A 13,730-nucleotide genomic window follows, 5' to 3' on the forward strand; every position below is an offset into this window, starting at 1 on the left:
TCAGCCGCGTTGCATCTCGCCGAGCACCAGCACCCGTCCGTCGAAGTAGGTGCGCTGGATGGCCGCGTTGGAGTTGCTGCCCTGCAGGTACTCCGACCACTCCATGAAGTACGTCCACTTCGGCTGCGACGCCAGCAGCTCCGGCGACGGGATCGTCCCGGTCTCGCCGAGAGCGATCGGCTTGCCGTGCGAGACGTTCAGCATCGCCTGGTAGTCCGAAGAGGACGAGTTCGCCTTCATCCAGACGTCCAGCGCCGCGACGTCGACGTAGGCGTCACCCGGGTAGTAGCTCGCGATCGAGCCCATGTTGACGTCCTTGACCGCCCAGTCCCACACGATGCTCGTGAGCCCCTTGCCCACCAGGTAGTCGTGGGTGATCCGGTAGAGGCCGGCGCTGCCGCCGAGGCCCGGGCGCCCGCCCCACCACGCCCAGCTGTCGTTGAGCTCGTGCAGCGGCCGGAACAGCAGCTGGACGCCCGCGCTCTGCAGCTGCTGCAGGTACGGCACGATCTCGTCGAGCCGCGCCTTGTAGCGGTTGTTGAGGTTCGAGCCGTTCGTCATCAGCTCGCTCCACTGGGTGTCGCTGAGCTTGCTCATCACCCCGGACGACCAGTCGCACGAGCTGCCCTGGGTGGGCGGGCACATGTGCCAGGTCATGGTGACGACCGCGCCGTGGCTCCATTCGAGCTTGGCCTGGTCGACGACCTGCTGCCGGTTGGCGACGTCCGAGCCGCCGAAGAAGAAGTCACCACCCCACAGGCCGGGGTACTGGCCGGTGATGTCGTGCGCCTTGCCGGTGTAGAACGACGGCTGGTTCGCGGGTTCCTTGTTGTGCTGCCCGGCGATCGTGTACTGGCCGGAGATCTGCTTGAGGTAGTTGAGCGTGCCACCGGCTCGGGGTGCGGCGACGGCGGCGGGCGCCGCCAAGGCCGTGACGACGAGTGCGGCCGCGGCGAGCGTGGTGCGGGTCTTGCGCAGGTGTGGGGACACAGGCTGACTCCTCCGCGTCGAGGATAGATTAAGCGCTTAAGAATTGCAGTCCGGACATGCACTCTGTCAAGGCATCCCGTGACAATCCACCGAGGCTTGTCCTGCTCGGTGACAATCGTTGACCGGCACTGGCACCGCTGCTCTACTGACGAGACCCGATGCTTAAGCGGTTGATCTCCGGAACGGAGCCCGCCATGTCTCTCAAACTGACCCTCGTCCTCGCCATCGCCGCCACGCTCGGTGCCGCGCCCGCGGCCCACGCGGTGAGCGGGCCCGGCCCGCTCACCGGCCTGGCCGGCAAGTGCGCGACGGTGACCGGTGGCGCGACCGCGAACGGCACCCGGATCCAGCTGCGCGCCTGCGCGGGTTCCGGCGCGCAGAGCTGGACCGTGCAGGACGACGGCACGATCCGCGCGCTCGGGAAGTGCCTCGACGTCCAGGGCGGCTCGGCCGCGAACGGCACGCCGATCCAGCTGTGGGACTGCCTGGGCAACACGCACCAGAAATGGATCTACGACAGCGCTTCCGGCCGGCTGGTCAACCCCGCCACGGCCGGCTGCCTCGACGTCACCGGGCAGTCGGGCGCCGACGGCACCCCGCTGCAGCTCTGGACGTGCAACAACCAGACCAACCAGCAGTGGACGCTGCCCGGTCAGCCGCCGGCCTGCCGGCGCGCACCCGGACAGTCCGTCGTCTCGGTCGGCTTCGCCGGGAAGCGTTATCCCGTCACGGTCCACGTCCCCGCGAGCGCCCCGGCGATCGCGCCGCTGGTGCTCAACCTGCACGGCAGCGGCAGCAGCGGCGCCGGTCAGCTGAGCTACTCGAACATGGCGGCGTCCGCCGACGCGAACGGCTACCTCGCCGCGTTCCCCGAGGGGGCGATCTCCTACCAGGGCGGCCTCTCGTGGACCGTCCCCGGTGTCGGCACCCCGCCGGCCGGGGCGCGCGACGACGTCGGCTTCCTCGACCAGGTCGTCACGACCCTCACCGGCGCGCTGTGCGCCGATCCCCACCGGATCCACCTCACCGGGTACTCCGGCGGCGGCCGGATGGCGTCGGCGTTCGCGTGCGCGCGACCGGAGCGGATCGCCGCGATCGCGCCGGTGGCCGGGTTGCGCGCGGGCCGGCCGGCACCCGGGAACACGTCGGTGCCGGATCCGGCGTCCTGCCGGCCGGGGGTGCCGGTGCCGGTGATCGCGTTCCACGGCAAGCAGGACGCCACCAACCCGTACGACGGCGGCGGCACCGACCTCTGGCAGTACTCGGTCCCGGTGGCGCAGCAACGCTGGGCGGCCATCGACGGGTGCGGCACCGGCCCGGTGAGCACGCAGGTCAGCACGCACGTCACGCGGACGACCTACTGCGACGTGCAGCTCTACACCGTCGCCGACGGCGGGCACACCTGGCCCGGCTCCCCGCAGGCCAAACCGGAGAACGGGAACACCACCCACGAGATCGACGCGAACACGCTCATGTGGCGGTTCTTCGCCGCGCACACGCGGTAGACAGTTCGTCCAGACTGGATGTACCGTCCAGACGATGAGTGACGTGACCGCGCGCTGGGCGCCCGTCTGCGAGGCGATCGTGCGGCTGCTCTCGCCGCACGCGGAGGTCGCGCTGCACGACCCGGTCACCGACCGGGTGCTCGGCATCTGGAACGCGTTCCCGGGCCGCGCCCCCGGCGACCCCTCGCTGCTCGGCGAGCTGGACGAGCTGCCGCCGTCGGGCAAGGACGTCTACGGGCCCTACCCGAAGTCCCTGCCCGACGGGCGGCGGCTGTCCAGCGTGAGCGCCGTCGTCCGCGACGGCGACGGGCGCGCGGAGGTCGTGCTGTGCGTGAACGTCGACCGCACGGCCTTCGACGACGCCGCGCGCCTGCTCTCGGGCTTCGCCGCGCCGACGTCCGGGCAGCCGCAGGTGCTGTTCGAACGCGACTGGACCGAGCGGCTCAACGACCTGGTGGCGGAGTTCGTCCGCGACAGCGGCACGCCCGTCGAGCGGCTGGACAAGGACCAGCGGTGCGCCCTGCTGTCCCGATTGGACGGTGCCGGGGTCTTCTCCCACCGCCGCTCGATGCCGGTCGTCGCGCGGGCGCTGCGGATCTCCCGCTCGGCCACCTACCAGCTGCTCGCCGAGACCCGGAAGGAACCCGATGCCGACGCTCCCTGATTTCCGGCTGGAGACCTACTTCTCCCGCTGGGAGTTCGCGGCCCGCTACCACCTGACCGCGTCCGACGCGCAGACGATGACGCTCACCGAACTGCTGGCCCTGGCCGACGACGACGGGCGCGAGCGGTGGGAGACGCTTTCGCTCGGCTACACCGAGACCTACGGCCTGCCCGCGTTGCGCGAGGCGATCGCCGCGACCCACACCGGCGTCGCCCCCGAGGACGTGCTCTGTTTCGCCGGCGCGGAAGAGGGCCTCTACCTGGCGATGCGGACGCTGCTGGAGCCGGGCGACCACGTCGTGGTCCTCACGCCGAACTACCAGGCGGCGGAGACGATCCCGCTGTCGATCTGCGAGGTGACGGGCGTCGCGCTGCGGCCGGAGGACGGCTGGGCGCTCGACGTCGACGAGCTCGAGCGGCAGCTGCGGCCGAACACCAGGCTGGTGTCGGTCAACTTCCCCAACAACCCGACCGGCGCGGTGCCGGACCGGGAGACGTGGACGCGGCTGGTCCGGCTCTGCGAGGACCGCGGCGTCCTGCTGTTCAGCGACGAGGTCTACCGCGGCCTGGAGGCCGGACCGGCGCTCCCGCAGGCCGCCGACCTCTCCCCCGCCGCGCTCTCGCTGAACGTCATGTCCAAGGCTTACGGGCTGCCCGGCCTGCGCATCGGCTGGATCGCCTGCCGGGACCGGGAAATCCTGAGCCGGCTCGAGCGGGCCAAGCACTACACGTCGATCTGCAACTCCGCGCCCGCCGAGGTGCTGGCGCTGATCGCGGTGCGCGCCCGGCAGCGGATCCTCGACCGCAACCGCGCGATCATCGCGGACAACCTCCCGCGGTTCGACGCGTTCTTCGCGCGCTTCCCGGACCTGTTCGACTGGGCGCCCCCGCGCGGCGGCTGCGTCTGCTTCCCGCGGTACCTGGGCGCCGACGGCGTCGAGGCGATGTGCACGGAGCTCGTCGAGCAGTGCGGAGTTCTGCTGCTCCCGGCGAGCATCTACGGCTCGCGGCTGACGCCGACCCCGCCGGACCGGTTCCGGATCGGCGTCGGCCGGCATGCGCCGGACGAGGCGCTGGAGGTCTGGGCGTCGTGGCTGGAAAGCCGTCGATGACCCTGCCCGCTGGGGCTTCCCGGACGTCGGGGGCGACGGCCACGTCAAGGCGGCCGGCCTGCCCAGCAACAACGGCCTCGTCCTGGCGCTGGACGCCACCACGGGCGTCTGACCCGGGTGTGGGGCCGCCGCCCGGACGCGGCCGGACAAGTCCTGCGTGACGGGGTGCTCCGCGGCGCCGGCCGCTCGATCGCCGACCTGACCGGTGTCCGGCGCGCCGGCGCTTACTTCGCGATTACCTTGAGTTTGGTATACAGGTCCGGCTGACCGGTGACGGCCGGCCGCAGGTCACGCCCGCCCGACAAAGTCCACTGTGGACATTCATGGGCGAATCCGTCTGAACCACTCGGGGTTTTCCGCCGTGTGCCGTGGTGAGGTGGCGACCTGAGAGGAGGGGCTGATGCCCCACTTGCGTACGTCCGGACGACACCGCAAACCGGCGACGATCGGACTCGTCGCACTGCTGGGAGTAGCCGGGGCGACCGCGACAGCGATCGCCCTGAGCAGTCCGGCCAGCAACGCGGCGACGGAGAACTGCACGGGGCTCGACACGGCGTTGCAGAACAACCTGGGTTTCATCGCGAGCCAGCAGATGGCCCCGGACGCCCAATCCGCGGCCCGCATCGCCAACCGCAAAGCGGTGGTCGACCAGATCCAGCAGCGCCGCCAGGACGCGGGCTGCCAGGGAGCGGTAGCGGCCAACCAGGCGGCGGTGAACTGCGCGGCGGTCGCCGGAGCCGCCGACGGCACCGCGGTGGCCGACCAGAAAGGCATGGCCGGCCAGGAAAGCGCGGCCGACCAGAACGGCGCGGCCCAGAACGGCATGGCCGGCAAGAAGAGCGCGGCGGGCAAGAGCGCCGCCGACGAGAACGGCATGGCCGGCCAGGAAAGCACGGCCGATCAGAATGGCGCGGCCAGCAAGAAGAGCGCGGCCGGCAAGAGTGCCGCCCACGAGAACGGCATGGCGGCCGAGAACGATGCCGCCCAGGGCGCCGACCAGCAGGGCATGGCGGGCCAGGACCAGGCCGCTGACGAAAACGGTGCCGCCCAGAACGGCGCGGCGGACCAGTCCGCCGCGGCAGCCGACCAGGCCGCGGCGGCCGATCAGGCGTGCGCGGTCGTGCAGCAGTGCCTGGCCCAGGAAGCCGCGACCGCGGACACCAACGGCATGGCCCAGCAGAACGCGACGACCGGCCAAGCCGGCGCCGAAGACCAGAGCGGCATGGCCCAGCAGAACGGTGCCGCCGGCCAGAACGGCATGGCCGACCAGCAAGGCATGGCCGGCCAGAACGGCATGGCCGAGCAGCAGGGCATGGCGGGCCAGGACCAGACCGCCGACCAGAACGGCGCGGCCCAGAATGGGATGGCGCAGAACGGGATGGCCGACCAGCAGGGCGCGGCAGCTCAGGACGCGTTGGCCCTCCAGAATTGCGCGGCCGTCTTGAGCTGCGTGGCTCAGGCCGATCCCAACGCGGCAGCCGACCAGAACGGCATGGCCACCGGCGAGACCGCCGCGGCCGGCGAGAACGGCATGGCCGAGCAGAACGGCATGGCCCAGCAGGACGGCGCCGCCGGCAAGAACGGCAAGGGCAAGGCCGCCGATCAGAACGGCATGGCGGCCGGCCAGAACGGTGCGGCCGACCAGAAGGGCAAGGCCAAGAACAAGGCCAAGGCCCAGGACGCCGCCGGTCAGGCGGCCGCGGACCAGGCGGCCGCCGTCGCGGTCGACTGCGTCGCCCAGGCCGCGGCAGCCGAGGGCGCCGCTGCCACCGGCACCCAGGCCGCCGGCACGCAGGCCACCGACACCGAAGCCGCCGGCGGTGCGGACTCGGCGGCGACCGTCTGCGCCGGCTCGACCGTCACGCTCTCCGGTGAGGCGGGTACGCCCGCGGCGTCGAGCAACCAGTTCGCCGCCGGCACCATGCTGAAGGTGACGAACCTGGACAACGGCAAGTCCATCACGGTGCCGGTGACCTCGACGTCCGGCAGCTGCGCGCTGCTGAACAACTCGGCGTTCGACCAGATCCACGAGCCGGGCAAGCAGCTCATCCGCAACGCGAAGATCCAGAAGGTCGGCTGACCGGGCCTCAGGGGTGTGCGCCGGCGGAGGGCCGGCGCACACCCGTGAGGTAGTCGCCGTGCGCCAGGTCCTCGAGCAACGTCGGGTGGCTCGGCGACCAGCCGAGCAGGTCCCGGGTGTGCGCACCGGACACCGGCGCGTCGATGCCGTAGACCTCGGCCATGAACGGGCTCGCGAAATGCGTCGCGGCCTCCTCGGGGGTCACGGCGACCGCGGGCAGGCCGAGGCCCCGGGCGATCGTCTCCGCGATGCGCCGGAACGGGACGCCGCTTTCGGCCACCCCGTGCAGCACACTGCCCGCCGGAGCCTTCTCCAACGCCAGGCGGAACAGCACCGCCGCGTCGAGCCGGTGGACGGCGGGCCAGCGGTTGCCGCCGCCGAGGTAGGCCGACTTGCCCGTCGTGCGCGCGGTGTCGACGAGCATGCCGAGGAAGCCGTAGTCGCCGGGGCCGTGGACCGTCGGCGCGAGCCGGACCACGCTCGCCCGCACACCGGACGCGGCGAAGCCCAGGCAGGCCCGTTCGCCCGGAATGCGGAAACCGGCGATGCCGGCCGGGTCGGGCTCGTCCTGTTCGGTGGTCTCGCGGCCGGTGGGCATCACCAGCGTGCCGGACGTGCTGACGAACGGCTTTCCCGTGTGCGCCAACGCTTCGCCGAGTGTCTCGATCGCGGTCCGGTCGCGGCGCATCATGTCGTCGGGGTCGGCGAAGTCGCCGCCGAAGGCCATGTGCAGGACGCCGTCGGCGGCTTCGGCGCCGCGGCGCAGGCTGTCGAGGTCGTCCAGCGAGCCGCGGTGCGGGGTCGCGCCCAGCGACTCCAGCCGGGTGGCTGCGGCGTCCGAGCGCGCCAAGCCGGTGACGGTGTGACCGGCCGCGACGAGCTCGGTGACGACGGCGGGGCCGGTCAGGCCGGACCCGCCGGTGACGAAGACGTGCATGGAACACTCCCAGGTTTACGCCAGTGACTGGCACTAAGTAGCGCCAGTCACTGACTCTACGCGTAGCGCCAGCCACTGGCGCAATGTGGTGTCAGTCACTGGCGCAACGCGGTAAGCTCGCGATGTGCCACGAAGCGGAGCAGAAGCGCGCCGCCGCCTTCAGCAGGCGGCCCTGGAGCTGTACCGGGAACGCGGGTTCGACCGGACCACCACCGCCGAGATCGCCGCGCGGGCCGGCGTCAACGAGCGCACCTTCTTCCGGCACTTCCCGGACAAGCGCGAAGTGCTCTTCGACGGCGAAGCCGCCCTACGCGACACGATGACGGCGGCCGTCGCCGAAGCGCCCGCTGACCTCCAGCCGCTCGACGTGCTGCTGCGCGCCTTCCGGAAGGCGGCCCGGATTCTCGAAGAGAACCGGCCGTTCTCCGAGCCACGGCTGGCGATCATCGCCGTGACGCCGGCCCTGCGCGAGCGCGATCTGGCCAAGGCCGCGTCCCTCGGCGACGCCCTCGCCGAGGCTCTGCGGCAGCGCGGTGTTCCCGGCCGGCTGGCCGGCCTGGCCGCGCAGACCGGCTGGGCCACCTTCCACCACGCGGCCCAGGCCTGGATCGACGACCCGTCACAGAGCCTGGACGCGCACCTCGACCAGGCCTTCGACGATCTCCGCGCCCTGACGCCGGGTCACTGACGAGGCGGGTGGATCGGCACGACGTCGCCGAGGCCGGAAACGGTCAAAACCGGGGCCAGCAACGGAGAAGCGACGAGTTCCAGGTGATCGGCGTGGTCGAACAGCACGGCGATGCCGGCGCTGTCGAGGTACTCGACGGCCGTCAGGTCGAGGACGACCCGCTCGGTGGTCTCTTCGAGCGCCGCGGCGAGGACGGGGGCGTTGCCCATGTCGATCTCGCCGCTGGCGGCCAGCACGGCCGTGCCGTCCGGACGTCGTTGCGGGACAAGCGAAAGCGGAATGGTCATCACACGATCCTGGTCAGCATGTCGACGGTGGTCCCGGTGGCGGTGGTGTTGATGGTGACCTCCTGCATCATCGCGCGCATGAACGTGATGCCGTGGCCGCGGGTGGATCCGGGCGCCGCGTCCACCGCCTTCCACCGGCCGGTGTCCGCGACCGTCAGGCGGAGGCTGTCGGCGAAGGCTTCGGCGCGGAGCCGGACGATCTCGCCCGGGCTGTCGCGGTTGCCGTGCTCGATGGCGTTGGCGCAGGCTTCGCCCGCCGCGACCAGGACGTTCTGCGCCTGCTGGGCGTCGAGCTGGCACTGGCCGAGCCAGGTGCGCAACGTCTTGCGGACGCGGCCGAGCTCGCCCGCCTCGGCCGGGAAGCTCACTTCCAGCGGCCCGGGGTGGCGGTAGAGCAGCAGGGCGACGTCGTCGTCGTAGCCCGTGGTGGGGGCCAGGCGCCGCATGAGGTCGCCGGCCAGGTCCTCGACCGCGTTCACCCGGCCGTCGTGCAGGACCTGCCCGGCCCGCTCGATGCCTTCGTCCAGCGAACGTCTTCGCCGTTCGACGAGGCCGTCGGTGTACAGCAGCAGGGTCGCGCGGGCGGGGATGGTGTGCTCGGCTTCGGGACGCGCGCGGCCGGGGCGGACGCCGAGCGGCACCGACCGGCCTCCTTCGAGCAGGAGCGTCGCGCCGTCGGACAGCGCGAGGATCCCCGGCGGGTGCCCGGCGGTGCTGTAGACCAGCTGGCCGGTCCCGGGATCGAGCACACCGCAGAAGACGGTGGTGCACAACGCGCCGTCGAGCTTGGCCGCGAACTGGTCCAGGGCCATCAGGGTGTGCGCCGGACGCGGGTCCTGCAGCAGGAGCGCGCGGCACGCGCTGCGCAGCTGGCCCATCACGGCGGCCGCGTGCAGCCCACGGCCGACGCAGTCGCCCACGACGATGCCGATGCGCCCGTCCGACAGCGTGACGGTGTCGTACCAGTCGCCGCCGACCTCCAGGGGCCGCGTGGCGGGTTCGTAGCGGACGGCGAACCCGGTGGGCAGGTCGGCGGGGCCGAGGATGGCCCGTTGCAGGGCGACGGCCGTCTCCCGCTGCTGGTCGATCTGGTGGGCGCGGCCCAGGCTCGGCCCGATGTGGCCGGCGAGCAGCGACAGCAGCAGCCGGTCCTCGTCGGTGAACGGACGGCGGTCGCCGAGGTCGATCAGCAGCGCCAGCCGGCCGTGGGGGTGTTCGAGGACGGTCCCGGACCACGTGCGGCCGGAAACCGGGGCCAGCAGCGCTCCTCGCCGCAGCTCGCCGAGCGCGCGACGCTGGTCGCCGGGCAGGTTTTCCCAGGTGACGGGCGGTTCGGCGTAGGTCCGCGTGGGTTCGTCACCGGCGCCGAACACCGAGGCGACGACGGCTTCGGCGCGCCAGAGGTCCTTCAGCTCGCTCAGCGCGCTGGTCATCGCGTCGGTCAGCGTCGTCGCCTCGGCCAGCCGGGTGCTCATCGACGCCAGGGCGCTGTCGCGCTGGATCGCGTAGTGCTCGGCGGTGACGTCGCGGAAGGTGCCGACGATGACGGCCCGCCCGGTGTCCGGGTCCTGCGCCTGGGCGAACGCGGCGCGCGCCCACAGGCGATGGCCGTCCCGGTGGGTGACGGGGATCGTGTAGGTGCCGTGGGTCTTGCCGAGCAAGGTCGCGAACGCCTCGTTGACCGCCCGATGACCTTCGGGATCGGATTCGGCGTCCGGCCACCAGGGGTGGACCGGGTGGTACGGCAGGCCCTCGGTGCTGTAGCCGAGGATGTCGGTGAAGGCGGCGTTGATCTCGATGACCGCGCCGTCGGCGTCGCAGACGAAGAAGGCCTCCTGCAGCGAGTCGACCAGCGCGGTGCGCCACCGGGCCTGGTGCGTGCGCAGCCGCGCGAGCTCGACGTTCGCCCGCACCCGCGCGAGCAGCTCGGCCGCCGCGAACGGCTTGATCAGGTAGTCGTCGGCGCCGGCGCGCAGGCCCTCGATCGACGCCTCCTGCCCGGCACGGGCGGAGAGCAGCAGGGCCGGCATCGACGCCGTGCGCGGGTCGTCGCGCAGCGCCGCGACCAGCTCGAGCCCGCCCAGCCGCGGCATCATGACGTCGCTGACCACGAGGTCGAACGCCGTCGCCCGGGCCGCCTCGAGCGCCTCCTGGCCGTCGGTGACCGCGTCGACCTGGTAACCGGCGTCGCTCAGCAGCCGCGTGAGGTACTCGCGCATGTCGGCGTTGTCGTCGGCGACCAGCACCCGTGTCGGCGCGGTGGGTGCCGAGAGGGCCTGGGAGCGGCGGTCGGCGTCGGGGGTGCTGGGCAGCCAGCGCAGGGCTTCGTGCACGTACGCGGCGGCGTCCGGGGTCGCGGTGTGGCCTCCGGCCGGGATCAGCGCCTCCGGCGGCAGGTGCCCGGCGCCGAACGGCAACCGGATGGTGAAGGTGGTGCCTTCGCCCTCGACGCTGCGTGCGGTGATCGTGCCGCCGTGCAGGTCGACGATCTCCTGGACCAGCGCCAGGCCGATGCCGCTGCCTTCGGTGGACCGGGCGCGGACGTTCTCGATGCGGTGGAACCGCTGGAACAACCGGGGCAGTTCCCCTTCGGGCACACCGATCCCGGTGTCCGCGACGGTGACGGCCGCCTGGTCGCCCTCCGCCCGGGCCGAGACCGCGATGGCGCCGTCGAAGGTGAACTTCAGCGCGTTGGACAGCAGGTTGAAGATCACCTTCTCCCACAGGCCGCGGTCGAGGTACACGGGTTCGCCCAGGGGCGGGCACCCGACGTCCAGGCGCAGGCCGGCCTTGTCGATGGCGGAGCGGAACACCCCGGCGAGCTCGGCGGTGACCTCGGCCAGGTCCACCGGTTCGAACCGGGCCTGCATGCGGCCGGCTTCGAGGCGCGAGACGTCCAGCAGGGTGTTGACCAGCTTGCCCAGCCGCAACCCGTTGCGGTGGATGACTTCCAGCTCCTGGCCGGTGCGCTCGTCGGTGGCGCCGACCCGGGCCCGCAGCTCGTCCAGCGGGCCCATGATCAGGGTGAGCGGGGTGCGGAACTCGTGGCTGATGTTGGAGAAGAACGCCGTCTTGGCCCGGTCGAGCTCGGCCAGTTCCTCCGCCCGCCGCTGCTGGGCGTGGAAGCTGCGGGCGCCGCCGATGCCGGCCGCGAGGTGCCCGGCGACCAGTTCGACGAACCCGCGGTAGGTCTCGTCGAGCGCGCGGTAGCGGTTCAGCCCGGCCACCAGGAAGCCGTAGGGCGCGGCGCCCTGCTGCGCCAGCGGTACCAGCAGCGCCTGGGTGGGTGGTTCCGGCCAGTCGCCGGTCGGCAGCCCGGCGAAGCCGGCCAGCTCGACGAGCACGGACTCGCCGCCGGCCGCCGGCCACACCGCGGCGGGGTCGTCGGCGCCGATCGTGGCGGGGGCCGCCGGGTGGTCCGCGGCGATCCCGGTGGCGCCCGCCCGCCGCGCGACGCCGTCGTCGCCGAAGAGGTAGGTCAGGGTGAAGGGCAGGTCGCGCCGGTTGCGGCCGAGCTGCCGGCCGGCGAAGGCCAGGGTCTGCTGTTCGGTGCGCACGACGGTCGGGTCCGAGCCCAGGTCGCGCAGGGTCGACAGGCGCCGGTCGGCGATGACGCGGTCGGTGTCTTCGCGGACCACGCACAGCATGCCGACCACCACGCCGTCGTCGTCGCGCAGCGGGCTGTAGGAGAACGTGTGGTACGACTCTTCCGGGTAGCCGGAGCGCTCCAGGTAGAGCAGCAGGGCCTCGTCCCAGGTCGCCCGCGCGGTGGCGAGCACGGTGGCGATCCGCGGGCCGATGTCGTCCCAGATCTCGGCCCACACCTCGCTCGCCGGCCGGCCGAGGGCCCACGGGTACTTGCGGCCCAGGGTGTCGCGCCGGTAGGCGGCGTTGCAGAAGAACGTCAGCTCCGGGCCCCAGGCCATCCACATCGAGAACCGCGACGACACGAGGATGTCCACCGCGGTCCGGAGGCTCTGCGGCCACTCGGACGGCGGCCCGAGCGGGGTGGCCGTCCAGTCGACCGCCGCCAGGTCGCGGCCGACGTCGCCCTCGGCGAAGAAAACGTCGTCGGAACCGGCCACGTACGCCCCTCCCTCACGGTGCACCCCGGGCCGGTCGCCGGCCGTCCCCCGAACTCTACGTCGCGACCGGGCCGGGCACGAACCGGTCCCACGCGACCACCGCTGGCCATTTCCGGAAATGCGCGGTAAAACTGTCTTCTCCCACCGAAGAAGGTGATTTCCCGTGACGACCAAAAATGTCCTGCTGGCCACGGTTACCATCATTTCCCTGATTTCGGGCAGCACGAAAACCGCGGCCGCCGAAACCGATTCAGCGACGCCTCGGCGGGTTTCGGCGTGGTCGCCGAGCATGACGATCGGCGGCCCGAACTTCACCGACCGGACGCTGCGGATGGTCGTCCACCCCAGCGTCGGCGGCGACGGCTTACGCGTGCACCTGTCCAACCTGCGCGGCACCACTCCCCTCGCGGTCGGCGCGGTGGGCCTCGCCCTGCAGGCCGACCGCGCGACCGCCGTCGAAGGCTCCCGGCGCGCGGTGACGTTCTCGCACGCGAAGACGCTCACGATCCCGGCGGGCCTTGAGGTCGTCAGCGATCCGGTGCCGCTGTCCGTGCGCGCGGAGCAGAACCTGCTCGTGAGCCTGTACCTGCCGCAGGCGACCAGTTCTGCGACCTGGCACTCCGACGCGTTCGACGTCTCCTACCTCTCGAAGCCGGGCGACCACGCGGCCGACACCGACGACGGGAACTACGTCGCCGCCACGACTTCCTGGTACTACCTGTCCGGTTTGGACGTCGTCTCCCCCACCGCGCGCGGTACCGTGGTGGCCTTCGGCGACTCCATCACCGACGGCTACGACACCCCGGCGAGCGTGTACCGCCGCTGGCCGGACGACCTCGCCCGGCGGCTCGCCGGGCCGCATCCGAGCGCCGTGGTCGACGCCGGGATCGGCGGCAACCGGGTGCTCACCGACGTGCCGAACATCTGGCAGGGGGTCAGCGCCACCAAGCGGTTCGCCCACGACGCCCTGGCCCAGCCGGGCGTGCGGACGGTGATCCTCCTGGAGGGCATCAACGACATCGGGAACAACGCCGGCCCCGGCGGCGTCCCGCTCACCGCGCGGCACCTGATCGACGGTTACCGCGAACTGATCCGGCAGGCGCACGCGGCCGGGGTGCGGATCATCGGCGGGACCATGCTGCCGGACAAGGGGGCCGGCTACTACAGCGGATCCGCCGAGGCGATCCGCCGGGCGGCGAACGCCTGGATCCGCACGAGCGGGGAGTTCGACGGCGTCGCCGACTTCGAGAAGGCGCTGCAAGACCCCTCCGATCCGGAAGCGCTGCAGGCCGGCTTCGACTCGGGTGATCACCTCCACCCGAACGAAGCCGGCATGCAGGCCATGGCCGACGCGGTCGACCTGCGGCTGTTGAACCGCTGAAC

General features: G+C 72.1%; 10 protein-coding genes. 6 read left to right on the forward strand and 4 right to left on the reverse strand.

Features of this window, described 5'->3' with window-relative positions; all coding sequences use genetic code 11:
* A complete protein-coding gene (locus tag OG494_RS18600) occupies positions 1 to 990 on the reverse strand; it encodes a glycoside hydrolase family 26 protein (RefSeq protein ID WP_328457356.1) in 990 nt (329 codons plus the stop codon).
* 194 nt (positions 991 to 1,184) lie between these two features.
* Between OG494_RS18600 and OG494_RS18605 the strand changes: the two genes are divergently transcribed.
* The 4 genes from OG494_RS18605 to OG494_RS18620 all read left to right on the forward strand — a co-directional run bounded on the left by OG494_RS18605 (position 1,185) and on the right by OG494_RS18620 (position 6,350).
* Positions 1,185 to 2,495: an RICIN domain-containing protein gene (locus OG494_RS18605; RefSeq protein ID WP_328457358.1), complete on the forward strand. Its 1,311-nt coding sequence runs from the start codon at positions 1,185 to 1,187 to the stop codon at positions 2,493 to 2,495.
* A gap of 34 nt (positions 2,496 to 2,529) precedes the next feature.
* Entirely contained in the window at positions 2,530 to 3,159 is a 630-nt protein-coding gene (locus OG494_RS18610; RefSeq protein WP_328457360.1) for a helix-turn-helix transcriptional regulator, read from the forward strand.
* Positions 3,143 to 4,270 (forward strand): aminotransferase class I/II-fold pyridoxal phosphate-dependent enzyme, encoded by a 1,128-nt coding sequence (locus OG494_RS18615; RefSeq protein ID WP_328457362.1) that lies wholly within the window; start codon positions 3,143 to 3,145, stop codon positions 4,268 to 4,270. Before OG494_RS18610 ends, OG494_RS18615 begins: the two co-directional genes overlap by 17 nt.
* Positions 4,271 to 4,670: 400 nt before the next feature.
* Positions 4,671 to 6,350, forward strand: a complete 1,680-nt coding sequence (locus OG494_RS18620; protein ID WP_328457364.1) for a hypothetical protein — start codon at positions 4,671 to 4,673, stop codon at positions 6,348 to 6,350.
* 7 nt (positions 6,351 to 6,357) lie between these two features.
* On the opposite strand, the gene OG494_RS18625 is transcribed toward OG494_RS18620, so the two are convergent.
* Positions 6,358 to 7,287, reverse strand: coding sequence for an SDR family oxidoreductase (locus tag OG494_RS18625; protein WP_328457366.1), 930 nt, complete (start codon positions 7,285 to 7,287; stop codon positions 6,358 to 6,360).
* A 124-nt stretch (positions 7,288 to 7,411) separates the two neighbouring features.
* Here OG494_RS18625 and OG494_RS18630 point away from each other — a divergent pair, with 124 nt between their 5' ends.
* Positions 7,412 to 7,975, forward strand: coding sequence for a TetR family transcriptional regulator (locus OG494_RS18630; protein WP_328457368.1), 564 nt, complete (start codon positions 7,412 to 7,414; stop codon positions 7,973 to 7,975).
* Here the strand turns inward: OG494_RS18630 and OG494_RS18635 are convergent.
* A complete protein-coding gene (locus OG494_RS18635) occupies positions 7,969 to 8,262 on the reverse strand; it encodes an STAS domain-containing protein (protein ID WP_328457370.1) in 294 nt (97 codons plus the stop codon). The genes OG494_RS18630 and OG494_RS18635 overlap by 7 nt on opposite strands.
* A complete protein-coding gene (locus OG494_RS18640) occupies positions 8,262 to 12,347 on the reverse strand; it encodes a SpoIIE family protein phosphatase (protein WP_328457372.1) in 4,086 nt (1,361 codons plus the stop codon). Before OG494_RS18640 ends, OG494_RS18635 begins: the two co-directional genes overlap by 1 nt.
* Positions 12,348 to 12,510: 163 nt before the next feature.
* Between OG494_RS18640 and OG494_RS18645 the strand changes: the two genes are divergently transcribed.
* Complete coding sequence (locus tag OG494_RS18645) at positions 12,511 to 13,728, forward strand: SGNH/GDSL hydrolase family protein (RefSeq protein WP_328457374.1); 1,218 nt, start codon at positions 12,511 to 12,513, stop codon at positions 13,726 to 13,728.
* The last annotated feature ends 2 nt before the right edge of the window (positions 13,729 to 13,730 follow it).

Origin of the sequence: Amycolatopsis sp. NBC_00438, assembly GCF_036026695.1 — a bacterium.
Classification (GTDB): Bacteria; Actinomycetota; Actinomycetes; order Mycobacteriales; family Pseudonocardiaceae; genus Amycolatopsis.